We start from the raw sequence: 16,626 nt of genomic DNA on the forward strand, positions 1-16,626 counted from the left end.
GTGTGGAAAAACATCCCGGCGGCGTCATGCCGCCGGGGTAAAGCCTGGACCGCGCAGGCCAGGAGTCACTTCGCCGGAGGCTCCCCGGCAGGCTTGGCCGGCGCCATGCGCGGATCGTATTTGCCGTCGTACAGCTTGTCGCCGTACTCCTGCGCCTTCTCGTCGAACTGCACGCGGGCTTCGCGCGCCAACGGCTGCCGGATGCTCAGCAGATCGCCCGTGCTGAACGATTCGTACGCCGACAGGATCTCCTTGCCCGCGGCGTACATCTGGTCGTTCTTCTGCTGGCACAGCTTGAACTGCGAATCGCGCTCGGTCAGCGCGGCCTGCAGCTTCTTGCCTTCGGCGTCCTTGGCGCGGGCGATGCCCAGCAGTTCGTCGTAGGCAGCCTTGAACTTGCCGATCTGCTCGTTGCTGGCGGCCGCCTGGGCGCGCGCGGCGTCGCGCACGGCGTCCTGCTGCTGCGACAACTGCTCGGCCTGGCCCTGGGCCTTGCCGAGCTGGGCGCGCAGCTGCTCGACCTCTTTCTGCGCGGCATCGCGCTGGGTCTCGGCGGCGGTCTTGGCGGCGGTCAGCTGCGCCTGCTGGCTTTGCAGCTGCTGCAGTTGCTGGGTGGCGCTGCGCAGCTGCGTGCGCAGGCGCTCTTCCATGCTTTGCGCGTGGGCGGGAAAGACCGTCAGCATGGTGGCCATCGCCGCGGCGGTGGCCTTCAGCGCCCAGGCGGCCTGCCGCAGCGCCGGCGACGCCGGCGTCTGGGCAGCGTCACGCCGGACGCGCGCGGGTTGGGAAGTTTCGTTGCGCATGATGATCAGAACCGTGCGTTGACTTCGAGCTGCAGGACGTCGATGGCCAACGGGGGGCCATAGATCTCCTTCGCGCTGCTCCAGCGCAGCACGCCATAGACGTTCTTGTCGAACGCGTAGCCGCCGCCCAGGAAGTAGCCGCGCGCATTGGTGCCGCCCAGGTGGAACGTGGAATCGTTGTAGCCGTCGGGCAGCGCGTCAGGCTGGATGTACTTGTAGCCGGCGAAGGCCATCCAGTCGCCCTTGCGGGCCAGCTCGATGCCGTTGCCGACGGTGGCCTGGAACATCCAGGCGTTGCCTCCGCTCTCGACGCTGTCCAGGTCTTCGCGCGCGTTGACGATGTTGGCGGCCCCCCCAGCGCGGCGCACCATCTTGTCCTTGTCGTAGGCCAGATTGCGCACGTAGTCGCCGTCCAGGCGCATGGCCAGGTTGTCGAACAGGCGGGTATCCCAGCGCATGTTCAGGTTCAGCAGGTTGAACTTGGAGGCCAGGCCCACGTACTGGTACTCGTTCCAATCGGCCTGGTCGGCCGAGCTCTGAACGACGTCGCGCAGCAGGAACAGCGTGTTGCCCTTCTGCATGAAGCCCGGACGCGACCAGTCGGTACTGCAGACCGTCATCAGCGAATCGCAAGGCTCCGAACGCCGGCCTTCGATGTTCTGGAACTGGTAGTAGGCGACCGCGCCGCGCAGCTTGTTGTCGGTGTTGAGCTTCCACTCGGCGCCGGCCTGCGCGCCGAGGAGCCACTTGTTCTCGCTCTTGCCTTCGGAGAACGTGTCGCTGCTGAACGGATTGTTCGAGTATTCGAGCGAGTAGGCGCCCAGGGAGCCGAACAGCGTGACCGGGCTGCCGGACAGCGGATGCTTGAAGATGGCGGACACGCCGTCGAAGTTCAGGTCACCGGAGTACAGCATGTCGGTCGACACGAACGGATTGGATGCGCGGCCGGCCGTGACGGTGGCCCACTGGTAAGGGCTGTAGCTCAGGTAGGCCTGGTCGAGCCAGATGTCCTTCTTGCCCATGTTGTTGCCCAGGGTGTCGGTGGTGGACACGGGGCTGTTGTCGCCGCCGGAAGCCAGGCGGATGCCGGCCAGCCATTGCTCCGACAGCTGCGCCTTCACGCCCAGGCGGGCGCGGATGCGCAACAGGTTGCGGCGATCCTCGCGCGTGTTCATGTAGGGAATGTCCAGGCCGTACGGCTGGCCACCGATGAACGTCGGGATCGGGCCGTTGCGGTTCCACTTGGCGAAGTCGATCAGCTCGTTGCTGTTGCCGCTGTCGAAGAAGCGCGACTCGTCGCGGAAGCGCACGTCGCCCTCGACCGTGATGCGCGAAGCCCAGTCGGGAAACGTGTTGGGCTGGGCCCAGTTCTCGGCCTTGGCCTGCGCCATGACTTCGGTCTTGACCTCGTCGCGGATCTGGTCGCGCACGGTGGCGGGGATGTACGGCACGCGCACGTCTCCCGGCTGGGCGATCGCGGCGCCGGCGCCGCCGGCGGCCACGGCGGGCGCGGCGGCGGCCTTGCGGGCCTGCGCGGCCTCGGCTTCGGCCTGCTGGATCAGGGCGTTGGCCTGTTCCTGCTTGAGCACGCCCTGCTGCACCAGCAGGCGGATCAGGTTGACGGTGGCGTTCTGGGACGGCGCGGCGTTCTGTGCCGCGGCCTGTCCCGCCGACAACGCCAGGGCGACGGCCAGGGCGCCGGCCAGTCGGTTGGGTTGCAGTTTCATGTTGATCAAACTCCGGTAGGGAAATCGAAGGTGGCGCCGTGCCTACGAGGGCCGCCGGCTGCTGATGGTCGTGCGGATGGGCATCGGCAAGGACGCGGGCGGGCGCTCGTCCACGCGCCCCAGGGCGCGCAGTGTCGCAACCACTTTCTCGTCGACCTCGGCATCGCCGCTGGACTTGGTCATGTCGACGCGCGTGATCTGTCCGGAGGTGTCCAGCCAGACGTTCACGGAAAGGCGGTACACCAGGCTGCGAGTGCGTTCGTCCTCGCGCAGCAGCTTCTGCAGCATGTAGGCCATGTACTGCCCATAGGTGCCGTTGCCCGCGCCCCCGCCGCCGCCGGTGCCGGACATGCCGCTGCCCGAGCCCGCGCCGATGTTGAAGGCGTCCGATCCCGACTGGGCATCGGTGTTCATCTCCATCGGGTTGGCCATGTCGTTGGCCGGCTTGGGCGGCGCATCGTCGGGCTTGGGCTGGTCGATGGGCTTGGGCTCCTCGACCGGCTTGGGCTCGGGCACTTCCTCGGGCGGAGGCGGCTCTTCCGGCGGCTTCTCGGGAGGCGGAGGGGGCGGCGGCGGAGGCGGCAGCGGAATGATCGCGGCGACCTTCGGCGCCTCGCGCTGGACACCCGCCATGTCATTGGCCCAGCGCCAGATGAAATAGCCCAGCCCGACCGCCACCACCAGGCCCACGACGGGCCAGACGATGCGACCGGCCGAGCGCGAGCGCCTGGCCTGCCGGCCATCGTCCAGCAGCGCCGACAGGCGCGAGGACGCATCCTCGCGGCGATCGGGGGATTCAGGTTTGTTCGACGACATCGCGGGATCGCCCTTCTACTTCAAGTCGGCTTGCCGGTCACGAGACCGACCTGCGGCAGTTCCAGGCGGCGCAGCAGGTCCAGTACCTCCATGACCTTCTGGTACTGCACGACGGCATCGCCGCGCACAATGACCGGGAAGTCGGGGTTGAGGGCCTTTTCGGTGCGCAGTCTGTCTTCGAGCTCGGGCAACGTGACCGGATAGGCGTCCAGGAACACCTGGCCGGCCTCGTTGATCGAGATGGCTTTGGTCTTGGGTTGCGACAGGGACACGGTCGAGCTTGCCTTGGGCAGGTTCACCTGGATGCCGGCGATCTGCGCCGTGGCGGTCAGGATGAACATGACCAGCACCACCATCAGCACGTCCACCAGGGGCGTGATGTTGATGCCGTCGACGGGCGCGCCGTCATCGTCGTCTTGCGCGGATACGGAAGCCATCTGTGTCTCCTCAGATGGCGGCAGGCGCCAGGCCCGTGCGGGCGTGGGCCGCGGCGGCGGCGTGCATGGCTTCGGCGCGCGAGCCCTCGCCATGGACTTCGGCCAGGCGCGTGATGAACTCGTCGACGAACACGCGCATGTCGGCGTTGATTTCCTTGTTGCGCGTGGTCAGGCGGTTGTAGCCGAACAGCGCGGGGATGGCGACGAACAGGCCCATGGCGGTGGCCAGCAGCGCGGCGGCCATACCCGGGGCGATGGCGTTGATGTTCACGTCGCCGGCCATGGCCGTGCCCAGGAACACCACCATGATGCCCAGCACCGTGCCCAGCAGGCCGATGTACGGGCCGCCGGCGATGGCGTTGGACAGCGTGGACAGGCGCTTGCCCAGGGCCTGCGACTCCTTGGTGCGGATGGCGTCCATCGAGGCGCGGATGGCTTCGATCGTGGCGGCCGACACGGTGTTGGTATCGGCGCCCTGCGCGCGGCGCGTGCGGATCTCGTTGATGGCGACCGAGTACAGGCGCCACAGCGGCGCGTTCTTCAGTTGCTCGTTCAGGCGCGTTTCGTCGGCCAGCATTTCCAGGCGGTTACCCACCTTGGAGAACACGGTGCGGAAGTCCGCGTTGGCGACTTCGACACGGCGGGCCATGCGGCTCTTGCTGATCATGATGACCCAGGACTGCAGCATCATCAGGACCAGCACAGCAATGACCACCCAGGCGTCGACCGGCACGGCGTTGAGCAGGAAGCCCAGCTCGCCGAAGCCCATGCCCGATTGCTCTTCGTCGGCGCCATAGACCACCATGCGCGACTCGCTGCCCTGGGCGGTGGCGTCGGCGAACAGCAGCGCGGCGGGACGGGCGATCTTGGACAGGCGGATTTCGTCGATGGCGCCGACGAACGGCGCGTACGAGGCGGCCGGAGCCGCAGCGGCGGCAGGATCGGCCGGGGCAGCGGGTGCGGCACCCGGAGCGACGGCCACGTCGCCGCCGATGGCGGCGGCGGTGTTCAGCGCGGGCAGGCTGGCGGCCAGCGTGCCGCTGGCGCGCCCATTGACGTACAGCGTGATCTGGCCGCCGTTGGCCGTGACGGCCACGTGCTGCCAGGCGGCCGGCGTAAGGGGTTGGCCGGGCTGCGTGCGCTGGCCGTTGACCTCGACGAACGGCACGCCGCTGGAGATGCCGATCAGCAGCGAATTGCCGGCATCACGGCGCGCGTAGATCAGCTGGTCGCCCGACGGCTGGTCGGCGCGGACCCAGGCACTGAACGTGAAGGCGCTGCCGGCGGGCAGGGCCAGCGAGGGGCTGGCGGGCAGCATCAGCGGCGCGGCGCCGGTGAACTGCGCGGCGCGGCCGACCACGCCGTCGACCATGCCGGCGACTGGCGTCTGCGCATTGTTGTTGTAGCCGGTGGCGTCACGCGGAGGCGCTTCGGGCGCGCCGTTGAAGTGATAGACCAGCGTGTAGTTGGGATCGAACGTGACCTGGCCGTTGGAAGCGACGGGCGCCTTCTCGTTGCCGTAGTACATCCAGATGTCCTGGCGCTGCGCGCCGGACACTTCGGACATGTCCACCCACACCACCGCCATGCCCAGCAGCGGGTCGAAGCTTTCGATCTGGTAGTTCAGGACGGTCTGGTCGTCTGCCGCGACGAAGCGCAGGTCGGAGCCATTGGCGTTGACGCCGTCGAACGTGAAGTTGCCGGTGTGCAGGCGCACCAGCAGCGGCACGCGGCCGGCGGGCTCGTTGATGGCCGCGCCCTGCTGCGTCGTATCGATGGACACTTGCTTGCGGTACTTCCAATCGGGCTGCCACCAGGCGTTGGCGACTGCCGGAAGCGTGCTGACCACGAGAGCCAGCAGATACATCATTAGGCGTTGCATGATTGTCTTACTCCGAAAACCGTCATCCGAATTGGGTTAGAAACTGGCGCGCAGATTGAAATTGACGCGGGGGTCGTGCTTGCTGGTGTTGGCGCCGTCCAGCAGGGGGTAGCCCCAATCCAGGCTGCCCGACAGCCAGTCGAGCACCTGCATGCGGGTACCGAGGCCGACGCTGGCCAGGCGGAAGGAATGCTCCTGCTCGGGCAGCGGATCGCGCAGGCGCAGCCACGCCCATTCCGCGAAGGTGTAGAACCGCCATTCGTTCACGTTGGAGCCTAGGTGGCGCGCCAGCGAGGGCGTGCGAAGCTCGACGGCGCCCAACAGGCCATCGTCGGCCGTGCGCTCGGCGGCCAGGTAGCCGCGGATGCTGGTGGCGCCGCCCGCGGCGAACTGCTCGTTGGAGACCAGCGCCCCGGACGCGAACTGGAAGCCGCCGCGCGCGTAGGCCTGCCAATCCTGCGAGAAGTTCTGCGTGTGGCTGAGGTCGCCCTTGAGCAGCGCGAAGCTGGGGCTGGCCCGGTAGCGCTTGTAGTCGAACTCTTCGGACGAGCTGCCCAGGTCGAAGAAGGAGCGCGTGGCGCCGACCAGGCTGAGGCTGACCGAGCTTTGCGAGTCCTCGGTGTAGCGGTAGCCGTTGTAGCCGAGCGTGAACGGCACGTACTTCAGCGGTACGGTGTCGTTGTCCCCGCCGAAAGCCAGCGACTCGTCGAAGTTCTTGTAGTCGATGCCGACCGACAGCGAGTTGTACCAGCTGCCCGCGGGGTCGAAGGAATAGGTGGCCGTGGCGCCGAACGAATAACCCTTGCCCAGCACGTTGGTGCCGCCGATGGTGGCCACGTTGCTGTCCGAGTGGTAGCCCGAGAATTGCAGGCTCCAGCGGTCGGCCAGCGGCAGCGTGTACGAGGCCGACCACACCTTGGCGTTGTCGGTTTCCTCGGGAGCCGTGAAGAACGTCAGCGAGAACGCATGGCCGCGCTGCCACAGGTTGTCGTAGCCGATGGAGGCCGTGGACCGCAGGCGCTTGGTGTCGGCGCTGTAGTCGTTGTTCAGCCCGATGCTGGCCGTCCAGGGATTCTTGTCCTCGACCTTCAGGTCGACGTCCATGGTGCCCGGGATCTTGCCTTCGCGAACCACGGGCAGCACCTGGCGGCTGGCCGTGCGGTTCAACCCGGTCAGTTGCGCCTGGGCCTGGTTGAAGTCGGGCACTTCGCCTTCTTTCAGCGCGGGCACCTGGTCGCGGATGGCCAGCGGCGAGTAGTTCTTGGCGCCGACCACGCGCAGGCGCCCGACCTTGGTCTCCGCCACCTGCAGGATGACCACGCCGTCGGTGACCTGCTGCTCGGGCAGGTCGACGTAGACCGATTGGTAGCCCTTTTCGTTGTAGGCCGCCTGCAGCGCGTCGCGGGCCGACTGGATGTCGGCGAGCGAGCGATCGGGCCCCAGGAAGGGATAGACCGCCTTCTCGATCGCCTTGGCGTCCAGCACGGTATTGCCGCGGACGATGTACTCGTTCACGTTGACCTTGCGCGTATCCGCCGCAGCGGCGGCCGGTTCGGCCTGCGCGGCTTGCGCCTGCTCGGCTGGCGCGTCCTGCGCGAAGGCGCCGGCCTGCAGTCCCAGCGCCAGGCATGCGGCTAGCGTCCTGGCACAGGCCAATGCACCTGCTTTATCGAAATCCTGCATGGGATGCACTCAGTCCTCAAATTAATCTGATGTCCTGCCCTACCCGCCAGACCATCGTCCGGCCGCCGTTCGCCGTCCGCCAGGGCGCTTGCGCCGGGCCCTGACGGATGGCATGGCCACGGGCGCCGGCATCGACAGCGTCTGCTTGTTACTAGACGTTCCGTGGACGCCCCCAGAGCGCGATGTAATAAAAATTTCACGAAAAAATTTAGACGTAACAAAAGGGGACGTGCTTGCCGGTGTGCAGGCGTCCGCCTCCGGTGCCCCTACTCACGGGGCACCGAGAAGGCAGATTGCGGCGCGAAAGTGACCCTGACTTGTCACCCATGACGGAAGGGCGACTCGTAAACTGGTGGACTTGGGGCGCGCCCGGCAGCGGCAGCCCGTCATCCAGGAAACCGCCATGTCCCTTTCCGATTTGCGCGCATGTGTGTTGGTGGTCGGCATGGCGCTGCCGGCGGCGGTGCTGGCGCAGGCGCCCGCCGCGCCCACGGGTGCGCGTACCCAGCCGTCCGCCTGTGTGGACGTCGAGGCCAACGGCCAGCGGTCGCCCTCCTACGACTGCCTCAGCCAGCAGATGGCGCCCCGTCCCCCCGCGCCGCACGAGAATCCCGCGCTGGCGTCCGAAGGCGTGGTGCGCATGGCGCCCAATCAGGTGGGCTTGGCGAACCGTGCCGCCACCTCGAACCGCATGGGCAGCAACTTCGGCCACTCGGCGTTTCCGCAGCGGCCCACGCCCATCTACACCAGTCCGGTCGGACGCTGACTCCCAACGCCGCGGGCATGGCGACGGCCCGTCCGTTCCGAATGGCGTGACAGGCAGCGGCGCGCATGGCCGCCCGGCCTCAAGCCGCGAAATCGAGCTTCAGGCGCAGCACCATGGGCTGGCGCATGTCCGGCGGCGGCGGCTCCGACAGCGGCTGCGCCATCAGCACGGCGCGCAGGTCCTGGTCGGCCTGGGCGTCTCCCAGCGTGTCGAAGGCCACGCGCTCGACCTGGCCCTGGCTCGACACCCACACCCGCACCACCACGGGCGCCGCGGGCGAGCCGTTGCTTTCCAGCACGCGCTGCTGCATGCGCTCGTGCAGGCGCACCACGGCCTCGTTGGCCGGATCGGCCAGCCAGACCTGGAACTGGTTGCCGACCAACTGCGCATAGCTGATCCAGTGCTGCGGCACGGCGGCCTGCGCCTGCACGGACGCCGGCTGCGACAGCGCCAGCCCCAGTCCCAACGCGCCTGCCGCGGCGCCCCACATTCGGCGCCAGAACGGCGTCCAGGCGGTCCTGGCGGGGGTGTCTTCATGCATACCGGTCATTCTCCATGGCGTTATTGAGGATGCGGACGCGGGCTCAACCGCAGATGATGCCCACCGAGAGCGTGGCGGCGCGCGGGGCCTGGGCCTGCATGGGCCCCAACTGGGGTTGGTCGCTTTCGGTGTAGGCGATGCCTGCGTTCCGCAGGAAGGCTTTGACGTGCGTGGCCGACACGGCCTTGACCCGTGTGGCGCCGGTCGCGCCGCTGGCCTGCGCCGCGCTGAGCGCGACACGTTTCGAGGGACGGCCGTCCAGCGCGAAGCGCTCGACCACCACGCCCAGCATCAGGCCCGCCGCGCCCAGCACGGGGCTGCCGCTGGCGCCGGGCCGCACGGACGAGATGAGAGACAGGTTCTCGTGGCCCGGCTCGGCGAAGGCGTTGAACAAGGTGCTGGCGCGATCCGGCATGCCCTGCAGGACGTTGTAGCTTTCGGCGAACACGGCCTGGCGTCCCGCCTTGATCTCGGGGCCGGCCACGAAGGTCGCGGCCAGATAGGGCACGAGCGTGGTGCGCAGCACGGCCAGGTCCAATCGTGCATCGCTCGCGGCCAGCGACGCGCGCACCACCTTGCCGTCCTTTACGACGAAGAGGGCATTGCAGTCGGACACCGCGTGGTTCGCGGTCAGCACGTCGCCGCCGGCATTGACGAAGAATCCGGTGGCGTGCGCTTCCAGTCCGGCGAGCCGCGGCGCGGCATGGACGGCACCCGCCGGCGCCGCCGCGGCGGCCACCATGGCGGCCACGGCCGCGCATGGGCGGGCGCTGCCGCGGGCACTGGCGGCATGGGCGCACAAGCCGATCATCATGCGCATGAACGTCGTCATTCGTGTGGTCCAGGGATGTCCGGAACAAAAACCGGGAAGTCGTCGATGCCGTGGAGGAACCGCGCACCGGAATCACATGGCGATGCCCTGCGATCCTTATGTCCAGACGATTGGCAACGCCCGCAACTACCGTTTGTCATCCAAAATTCACATTCGGCGTCCGGGTGGACAAATCCGTCCAGTTGCCCCGCGGGCAAGGCCGATGCATCATGGCTGGGTAGCGCATCGATTGCTGCGTTGCAGCAATGCGCGGCGGGAGCGACGGAACGATGTATCACGGCGAACGATTCAACAGCTGGAGCCATCTGATCGGGCTGGTGCTGGCCATGGCCAGCGCGGCCGCCCTGCTGCCCTACGCCATCGCCGAATCCGGCAATGCGTGGCACGTCGTCAGCTGCGCCGTGTTCGCCGCCGCCGCGGTCGCCACCTACGCCGCGTCCACGATCTATCACTGCTGCCGCGGCGCCCGCAAGAATTTCTGGGAACGCGTGGACCACTGCACCATCTACATCCTCATCGCCGGCACCTATACGCCCCTGGGCCTGATTCCCCTGGAAGACGACTGGGGCTGGCTGCTGGCGGGCGGCGCGTGGCTGCTGGCGGCGATCGGCATCGTGCGCGAGATTGTGGGCCGGCACCGTGCCGCCGCCCCCGCCGTCGGGCTGTACGTGGCCATGGGCTGGCTGGGCGTGCTGATGGCGTTGCCCATCGTGCAGCACGTCCCCACGGCGGGCCTGGCATGGCTGGTGGCCGGCGCCCTGCTCTATAGCGCCGGTCTGGTGTTCTACCGCAACAGCGCCGGGTGGACGCACGCGCATGGCGTATGGCACCTGTTCACCATCGCCGGCACGGCCTGCCACTCCATCATGGTGTGGACGTTCCTCGATTGAGCGCATCGGGCGCCACCCCGCCCACCTTGCCAAACGGCATTTGCACAGAAGCAGAAAATCTTTCGACGCCGCTGGGCGCATTCCTAAAATCCCGGTTCCCTGCGCCCGCCCCTTCGCGGGTCTCACCTTTCCACCGAGATTTCCGCCCATGCGCCTTGCCTCGCGCCCCTTCCGTCCCGCCGTCCTGCTCGCCGCCGCGCTGTCGCTGTGCCTGGGCCATACCGTTGCCCAGGCCGAAGGCCGCATCCGCCTGGCCCAGCAGTTCGGCATCGGCTACCTGATCCTGGACGTCGTGCGCGACCAGAAGCTGATCGAGAAGCACGGCAAGGCCGCGGGCCTGGACGTGGACGTCGAATGGACCCAGATCTCGGGTGCCACCGCCATGAACGAAGCGCTGCTGGCCGGCAACCTCGACATCGTGTCGGCCGGCGTGCCGCCCGCGCTGGTGCTGTGGGACCGCACCGCCGGCCGCCAGAAGGTCAAGCTGGTGGCCGCGCTGGGCTCGCAGCCCAACTACCTGCTGACCAACAACCCGGCGGTGAAGACGCTGGACGACCTGGGCCAGAAAGACCGCATCGCCGTGCCGGCCGCGGGCGTGGGCTTCCAGTCGCGCACCCTGCAGATCGAAGCCGCGCGACGCTATGGCAAGGCTCAGTTCAAGCGCTTCGACGACATCACGGTGACGCTGCCGCACCCCGACGCCACGGCCGCGCTGATCTCCGGCGGCCTGGAGGTCAACGCGCACTTCTCCAGCGCGCCCTTCTACTACCAGGCGCTGCAAGCGAATCCCGACGTGCACAAGCTGATCAGCTCGTACGACATCCTGGGCGGCCCCGCCACGTTCAACGCGCTGTACACCACGCAGAAATTCCACGACGAGAATCCCAGGACCTACCGCGCGCTATATGCGGCGCTGGGCGAGGCCGCACAATGGATCCGCGACCACAAGGCCGAGGCCGCCGACACCTTCATCCGCGTGCAGAAATCCAAGCTGCCGCCCGAGCTGGTGCGCAAGATCGTCGAGGATCCCGAGAACGACTTCACCATCGTGCCGCAGCGCACGGCCGTGTACGCCACCCAGCTGCACGAGCTGGGCGTGCTGAAGAACAAGGCCACGTCGTGGAAGGATTATTTCTTCGACGAGATCCACGACCAGCCGGGCAGCTGACGGCACGCGCGCGGGGCCGCAGCATTGCGGTCGTGATTGGTGGCTACAATCGTTGACCCGGCCGCACGGCCCTCCACGCACGCCGCCCTCGATGACGCATCCCTCCAAACCCGCAAGGCCAGCGGACCGCGACGCGGCCCAACCGGGGGCCGCCCTGCCGGCCACGCGAGGGCGCATCCAGAGCCTGCTGCCCAGCATGGGCCCGGTGGCGCAGCGCATCGGCGAGTTCGTCATCCTCCATCCCGACGAAGTCGTGCACATGTCGGTCAGCGAAGTGGCAGAGCGCACCGAGTCCAGCGAGGGCAGCGTGGTCGGCTTCTGCAAGCTGCTGGGCGCAAAGGGCTTCCAGCAGTTGAAGATCATGCTGGCGCAAGAGATCGTGCAGCCAGTGCAGTACATCCACGAAGACCTGTCGCCGCAGGACAGCGTCGACGCCGTGGTGGGCAAGATCTTCAACAGCAACATCCAGACCCTGCAGGAAACCGCCACGCTGCTGGATCGCGAGGCCCTGGCCAAGGCGGTGCGCCTGCTCAAGCAGGCCTCGCGCATCGAGATCTACGGCATCGGCAGCTCGGCCACCATCGCCGAAGATGCCTACTACCGCATGCTGCGCATCGGCCTGAACGCCGTGGCGGTCACCGATTCGCACATCCAGGCGATCAGCGCGTCGCGCACCGGTCCCGACGTGGCGACGCTGACCATCTCGCATTCGGGCAGCAGCTACGAAACCGTGCTGGCCACGCGCCTGGCCAAGGAAGCGGGCGCGCACACCATCTGCATCAGCAACCTCGGCAAGTCGCCGATCCAGCCGTTCGTCGACGTCATGCTCTACACCATGGCGCGCGAGACGCGCTTTCGCACCGAGGCCATGACCAGCCGGCTGGCCCAGCTGGCCATCATCGACACGCTGATCGCCTGCCTGGCGCTGGCCGACTACGACACCTCGGTCGCCACCCTGAAAAGCACGTTCGACGTGCTGTCGCTCAAGCGCTACTGAGCGGCGTCCGACGCATCGCCGCGGCGGCGGGCCCGCGCGGCAGCTCGGTGCGCGCGGCCACGTCGCGGCGCATCAGCTCGCCCACGGTCGCCGCGTCGGCCTGCGGGCCGCGGCCCACCAGCAGATAGCGCATGCCGGCGCGCACCGCGCCCAGCCCGTCGGTCTCGGGGTTGTCGCCGATCACGATCACCTCGTCCGCCACGCGGCCCAGCCGCCGCAGCCCTTCGTGGAACATGGCCGCCTCGGGCTTGCCGACCACGTGCAGCGGCGCGTCGCCCGCGCAGGCCAGGACCGCCCGCAGCAGCGCGCCGGTCTCGGGCACGATGCGCCCGCGCGGCCCGGGATGCGTGGCGTCCGTGTTGCTGACCACCAGCCGCGCGCCGCGCGCCAGCTCCTGGGTCACCTTCTCCAGTGCGCCATAGCTGAAGCGCTTGTCCAGCGCCAGCATGACGACGTCGGCCTCGTCCTCGACCACCCGGCAGCCTTCATGCGCCGCATAGCGCTTGAGCGCGGCCGACGCGCACATCAGCACTCGGGCATCCGGATGCCGGTCGCGCAGGTAGTGCACCGTCGACTCGCCGGCCAGCACCAGCCGCGCCGGGTCCACCGGCAGGCCGGCCATGCGCAGGCGCCGCGCCAGTTGCGGCGCCGTATGGGTGGAGTTGTTGGAGACCACCACGTAGCGGTCGTGGAAGGCCTTCAACAGGTCGGCCGCCCCCTCGATGGCCTCGTGCTCGCGCATCAGCGTGCCGTCCAGGTCGAGGATCAGGCCGGGACTGCCTTCGGTCCAGGGCGCGGCAGGAGCCTCGCGCCCGAAGGAAGGAACATGAAGCGGGGAACGGGACAGGACAGGACGCATGGGAATCCGAAGGCTGGACGGCTGAAGCCCGGCATTCTAATTGAATAACGCTCAATAAAATTGAATTTTTGGATTGAACAAATTTCATTAGGTTGTCATTTTTGCGGCCCACACTTGCGTCCGAAGTGAATGCCACCCGCGCCACGCGCGCCCTATCCGCAAGGACTACCGAATCATGAAGCTCTTCCGCCTCCGTCCCCTCGCGCTGATCGCGATCTCCATGCTGGCGGCCGCCCAGGCCGGCGCGCAGCAGGTCGCCGACGGTTCGGACGCCCGTCCGCTGCGCGTCATGCTGATCCCCGCCGACGGCGGCACCGAGTCGGGCACCAAGGCCGACTACGAACCCGTGTTCAATGCCATCTCGCGCAGCACCGGCCTGAAGTTCGACCTGAAGGTGGGCCAGTCGTACTCGGCCGTGGTCGAAGGCATGTGCAGCCAGCTGGCCGACATCGCCTTCTTCGGCCCGGTGTCGTACGTGCAGGCCCGCGACCGCAACTGCGCGCAGCTGCTGGCCGTCAGCGTCGAGAAGGGCAAGTCCAGCTACTACGCCGGCATGTTCGCCAAGAAGGACTCGTCCCTGTCCGGCCTGGCCGACCTGAAGGGCAAGCGCGCCGCGTTCGGCGACGTCAATTCGACCTCCAGCTTCACCTTCCAGATCGCCTCGATGCTGGACATGGGCATGAACCCGGCCCGCGACCTGGCCGCCCTGCGCATGACGGGCAGCCACGCCGCCAGCCTGGCCGCGCTGGTGCACGGACAGGTCGACGCCGCCGCGCTGTCCTTCGATTCGTTCGACAAGGCCGTGCGCGAGGGCGCCGTCGATCCGTCCACCGTCAAGGTCATTTTCCGCAGCGAACCCATCCCGAACCCGCCGCTGGCCATGAACACCAAGCTGCCCGATGCGCTGAAGGCCCGGCTGAAGGAAGCCTTCGCCACCGTGCACCAGGCTCCCGGCATCAAGCCCGAAATGATCCGCGGCTACGGCGGCGCGAAAGTCGAACGCTACGACACCGCCTTCTCCGACAAGGAGTTCGCGGGCCCGGCCGGCAAGATGGCGCTGGTGAACGATCAGGTGAAGGACGAGATCCTGAAGAAGTCGGCGCAGCGCTGATCCGACGCACGGAAACGCACATGATCCGCTTCGAATCCATCGGCGTGCGCTACGGCGCCGGCGCGCCTGCCTTGAACGGCGTCAGCTTCGACGTGCCGCGCGGCCAGTTCTGCGTCGTGCTGGGCTCCTCGGGCGCGGGCAAATCGACGCTGCTGCGCACCGTCAACGGCCTGGCCGCGCCCACGCAGGGCCGCGTCCTGGTCGACGGCGTCGCCGTCGAGCCGCGCACGCTGGCCGCGCTGCGGCCGCGCATCGGCATGGTGCACCAGCAGTTCAACCTCGTGCCGCGCGCGTCGGTCGCCACCAACGTGCTGTGCGGCGCCCTGCCCGCGCTGCCGGCGTGGCGCGCCCTGCTGGCGCGCTTCCCGGCGGACATGCGCGAACGGGCCTGCGCGCTGATCGCGGCCGTGGGCCTGCAGCCAGAGCACCTGCATCGCCGCGCCCGCGACCTGTCGGGCGGCCAGCAGCAGCGCGTGGGCATTGCGCGCGCCTTCATGCTGGCGCCCGCGCTGCTGCTGGCCGACGAGCCGGTTGCCAGTCTGGATCCGCGCATCAGCCGCGACATCATGGACCTCCTGCGCGCCCAGGCGCGGCTGCAGGGCGCCACGGTGCTGTGCAGCCTGCACCAGGTCGACCTGGCGCGCGAGTATGCCGACCGCATCGTGGCGCTGCGCCACGGCGCCGTGGCGTTCGACGGCCCGCCGCGGGCGTTCGACGACGCGGCGGCGCGCGCGTTGTACGGCCCGCCCACGGTGGCGGCGCCCGAGCCGGGCATCCCCCCGCGCGACTACGCATCCCTGCAAGTGAGACCCGCATGACATCGACCGCTACCACCACGACCGCCTGGCGGATCGACCCTCCCTACGGCGCGCGCGCCGTGGCCATCGCCATCATGGCGCTGCTGCTGTGCCTGGCGGCGGGCCACCGCGTGGAAATGGGCAGGATGCTGAGCCTGACCGCCGACGGCGCGCTGGCGGCCGTGGGACTGCGCGAGCAGTCCCAGGTCGGCACGGGCCTGGGCAAGCTGGTGCACAGCCTGTTTCCCATCCAGGTCTCGGAACGGACCGAGGTCGCGCGCATCGAGAACTTCGACCGCGAGGACCTGCCCTGGCTGGCCCGCATCGAGACGCAGGAAGTGCGCGAACAGCGCCTGAACCCGCAGACCCTGCAGATGGAAACCGAGGTCAGCCGGAAAGAGTACCTGGTCGAACCGCTGGGCTACCTGGCGCACGTGGCGCTGAAGATGGTCGAGACGCTGGAGATCGCGCTGTGGGCCACCCTGCTGGCGGTGATGGGCAGCCTGCCCCTGGCCTACTTCAGCGCGCGCAACTACACGCCGGGCAAGGCCGCCTACGTTTCGGCGCGCGCGCTGGTCAGCCTGTTCCGCTCGCTGCCCGAACTGATCACCGCGCTGTTCCTGGTGCTGGCCTATGGATTCGGCCCGATCGCCGGCGTGCTGGCCCTGGCCATCCACACGATGGGTTTCCTGGGCAAGTTCTACGCCGAGGACATCGAGACCGCCGATCCCAAGCCGCAGGAAGCCCTGCGCGCCATCGGCGCCGGCAAGCTGCGGGTGCTGGCCTACGCGGTCGGGCCGCAGGTGATGCCGCAGTTCATCGCGCTCACGCTGTACGTGCTCGATCGCAACATGCGCATGGCCACCGTGGTGGGCCTGGTGGGCGCCGGCGGCATCGGCCAGGAGCTGAAGGGCCGCTACGACATGTACCAGTACGGCCACGTGGGAACCATCCTCCTGGCCATCTTCATCGCCGTGTTCGTGCTCGACCAGTGCGCCGCGCGCCTGCGCAGGCGCATCGACTGAATGTCCGCCGGCCGCCCTGGCGGCACGGCGCAGTGTTTTGATCCAGCCGGCTTCCTTCCGGACCGGCCACCCGTTTCCCCTCAGGAGATTTCCATGTCCACCCCCTACGCGCGTGGCCGCGCCGTCGTTGCCGGCCTGCTGCTCAGCCTCTGCCTGGCCGCCTGCGGCGGCGGCGATGACGACGACACGCCGTCGCAGCCCAACCCGCCGGGCGAACCGGGCGATCCCGGCCAACCGCAACCCGCGCCGCAACTGCGTTGCGCGCCCTGATCCCCGCTCCGACCTCACCGAG

The 16,626-nt window shown here is 68.3% G+C and carries 17 protein-coding genes; 8 read left to right on the forward strand and 9 right to left on the reverse strand.

Annotation, left to right across the window (positions count from 1 at the left end; translation table 11 throughout):
* Nucleotides 1-65 precede the first annotated feature (65 nt).
* From FS845_RS18040 to FS845_RS18065, 6 genes are read right to left on the reverse strand one after another with little or no spacing between them, the layout of a single operon-like run.
* Nucleotides 66-803 carry a DNA repair protein gene (locus FS845_RS18040; RefSeq protein WP_260986336.1) on the reverse strand — a complete coding sequence of 246 codons (738 nt, stop codon included), beginning with the start codon at nucleotides 801-803 and terminating at the stop codon, nucleotides 66-68.
* A gap of 5 nt (nucleotides 804-808) precedes the next feature.
* Nucleotides 809-2,530: a putative porin gene (locus FS845_RS18045; RefSeq protein WP_144637832.1), complete on the reverse strand. Its 1,722-nt coding sequence runs from the start codon at nucleotides 2,528-2,530 to the stop codon at nucleotides 809-811.
* Between the two features lie 42 nt (nucleotides 2,531-2,572).
* A complete protein-coding gene (locus FS845_RS18050) occupies nucleotides 2,573-3,346 on the reverse strand; it encodes an energy transducer TonB (protein WP_144637834.1) in 774 nt (257 codons plus the stop codon).
* Between the two features lie 20 nt (nucleotides 3,347-3,366).
* On the reverse strand, nucleotides 3,367-3,783 hold the full coding sequence (locus FS845_RS18055) for an ExbD/TolR family protein (RefSeq protein WP_144637836.1): 417 nt from the start codon (nucleotides 3,781-3,783) through the stop codon (nucleotides 3,367-3,369).
* Nucleotides 3,784-3,793: 10 nt separating this feature from the next.
* A complete protein-coding gene (locus tag FS845_RS18060) occupies nucleotides 3,794-5,665 on the reverse strand; it encodes a DUF2341 domain-containing protein (RefSeq protein WP_144637838.1) in 1,872 nt (623 codons plus the stop codon).
* Between the two features lie 36 nt (nucleotides 5,666-5,701).
* Entirely contained in the window at nucleotides 5,702-7,348 is a 1,647-nt protein-coding gene (locus FS845_RS18065; protein ID WP_144637840.1) for a ShlB/FhaC/HecB family hemolysin secretion/activation protein, read from the reverse strand.
* 403 nt (nucleotides 7,349-7,751) lie between these two features.
* On the opposite strand from FS845_RS18065, the gene FS845_RS18070 reads away from it, so the two are divergent.
* Complete coding sequence (locus FS845_RS18070; protein ID WP_144637843.1) at nucleotides 7,752-8,114, forward strand: hypothetical protein; 363 nt, start codon at nucleotides 7,752-7,754, stop codon at nucleotides 8,112-8,114.
* 79 nt (nucleotides 8,115-8,193) lie between these two features.
* Here the strand turns inward: FS845_RS18070 and FS845_RS18075 are convergent, their stop codons facing one another.
* A complete protein-coding gene (locus FS845_RS18075) occupies nucleotides 8,194-8,655 on the reverse strand; it encodes a TonB C-terminal domain-containing protein (protein ID WP_144637845.1) in 462 nt (153 codons plus the stop codon).
* Nucleotides 8,656-8,698: 43 nt separating this feature from the next.
* Nucleotides 8,699-9,487 carry a serine protease gene (locus FS845_RS18080; protein WP_144637847.1) on the reverse strand — a complete coding sequence of 263 codons (789 nt, stop codon included), beginning with the start codon at nucleotides 9,485-9,487 and terminating at the stop codon, nucleotides 8,699-8,701.
* A gap of 269 nt (nucleotides 9,488-9,756) precedes the next feature.
* On the opposite strand from FS845_RS18080, the gene trhA reads away from it, so the two are divergent.
* The 3 genes from trhA (at nucleotide 9,757) to FS845_RS18095 (ending at nucleotide 12,542) form a co-directional block, all read left to right on the forward strand.
* On the forward strand, nucleotides 9,757-10,377 hold the full coding sequence (trhA, locus tag FS845_RS18085; protein ID WP_144637849.1) for a PAQR family membrane homeostasis protein TrhA: 621 nt from the start codon (nucleotides 9,757-9,759) through the stop codon (nucleotides 10,375-10,377).
* A 148-nt stretch (nucleotides 10,378-10,525) separates the two neighbouring features.
* Complete coding sequence (locus FS845_RS18090) at nucleotides 10,526-11,545, forward strand: ABC transporter substrate-binding protein (RefSeq protein ID WP_144637851.1); 1,020 nt, start codon at nucleotides 10,526-10,528, stop codon at nucleotides 11,543-11,545.
* A gap of 91 nt (nucleotides 11,546-11,636) precedes the next feature.
* Nucleotides 11,637-12,542 (forward strand): MurR/RpiR family transcriptional regulator, encoded by a 906-nt coding sequence (locus FS845_RS18095; RefSeq protein WP_144637853.1) that lies wholly within the window; start codon nucleotides 11,637-11,639, stop codon nucleotides 12,540-12,542.
* On the opposite strand, the gene FS845_RS18100 is transcribed toward FS845_RS18095, so the two are convergent.
* Nucleotides 12,529-13,401 (reverse strand): HAD-IIA family hydrolase, encoded by an 873-nt coding sequence (locus tag FS845_RS18100; protein ID WP_144637854.1) that lies wholly within the window; start codon nucleotides 13,399-13,401, stop codon nucleotides 12,529-12,531. The genes FS845_RS18095 and FS845_RS18100 overlap by 14 nt on opposite strands.
* A gap of 175 nt (nucleotides 13,402-13,576) precedes the next feature.
* Between FS845_RS18100 and FS845_RS18105 the strand changes: the two genes are divergently transcribed.
* The 4 genes from FS845_RS18105 (at nucleotide 13,577) to FS845_RS26560 (ending at nucleotide 16,604) form a co-directional block, all read left to right on the forward strand.
* Entirely contained in the window at nucleotides 13,577-14,512 is a 936-nt protein-coding gene (locus tag FS845_RS18105) for a phosphate/phosphite/phosphonate ABC transporter substrate-binding protein (protein ID WP_144637857.1), read from the forward strand.
* A 20-nt stretch (nucleotides 14,513-14,532) separates the two neighbouring features.
* Nucleotides 14,533-15,330 (forward strand): phosphonate ABC transporter ATP-binding protein, encoded by a 798-nt coding sequence (locus tag FS845_RS18110; protein WP_144637859.1) that lies wholly within the window; start codon nucleotides 14,533-14,535, stop codon nucleotides 15,328-15,330.
* Nucleotides 15,327-16,334, forward strand: coding sequence for a phosphonate ABC transporter, permease protein PhnE (gene phnE, locus FS845_RS18115; RefSeq protein WP_260986337.1), 1,008 nt, complete (start codon nucleotides 15,327-15,329; stop codon nucleotides 16,332-16,334). Before FS845_RS18110 ends, phnE begins: the two co-directional genes overlap by 4 nt.
* A 93-nt stretch (nucleotides 16,335-16,427) precedes the next feature.
* Nucleotides 16,428-16,604: a hypothetical protein gene (locus tag FS845_RS26560; RefSeq protein WP_186332326.1), complete on the forward strand. Its 177-nt coding sequence runs from the start codon at nucleotides 16,428-16,430 to the stop codon at nucleotides 16,602-16,604.
* Nucleotides 16,605-16,626 lie beyond the last annotated feature (22 nt).

The sequence above is a fragment of the Bordetella genomosp. 13 genome, from assembly GCF_007679965.1.
Lineage (GTDB): Bacteria > Pseudomonadota > Gammaproteobacteria > Burkholderiales > Burkholderiaceae_B > Bordetella.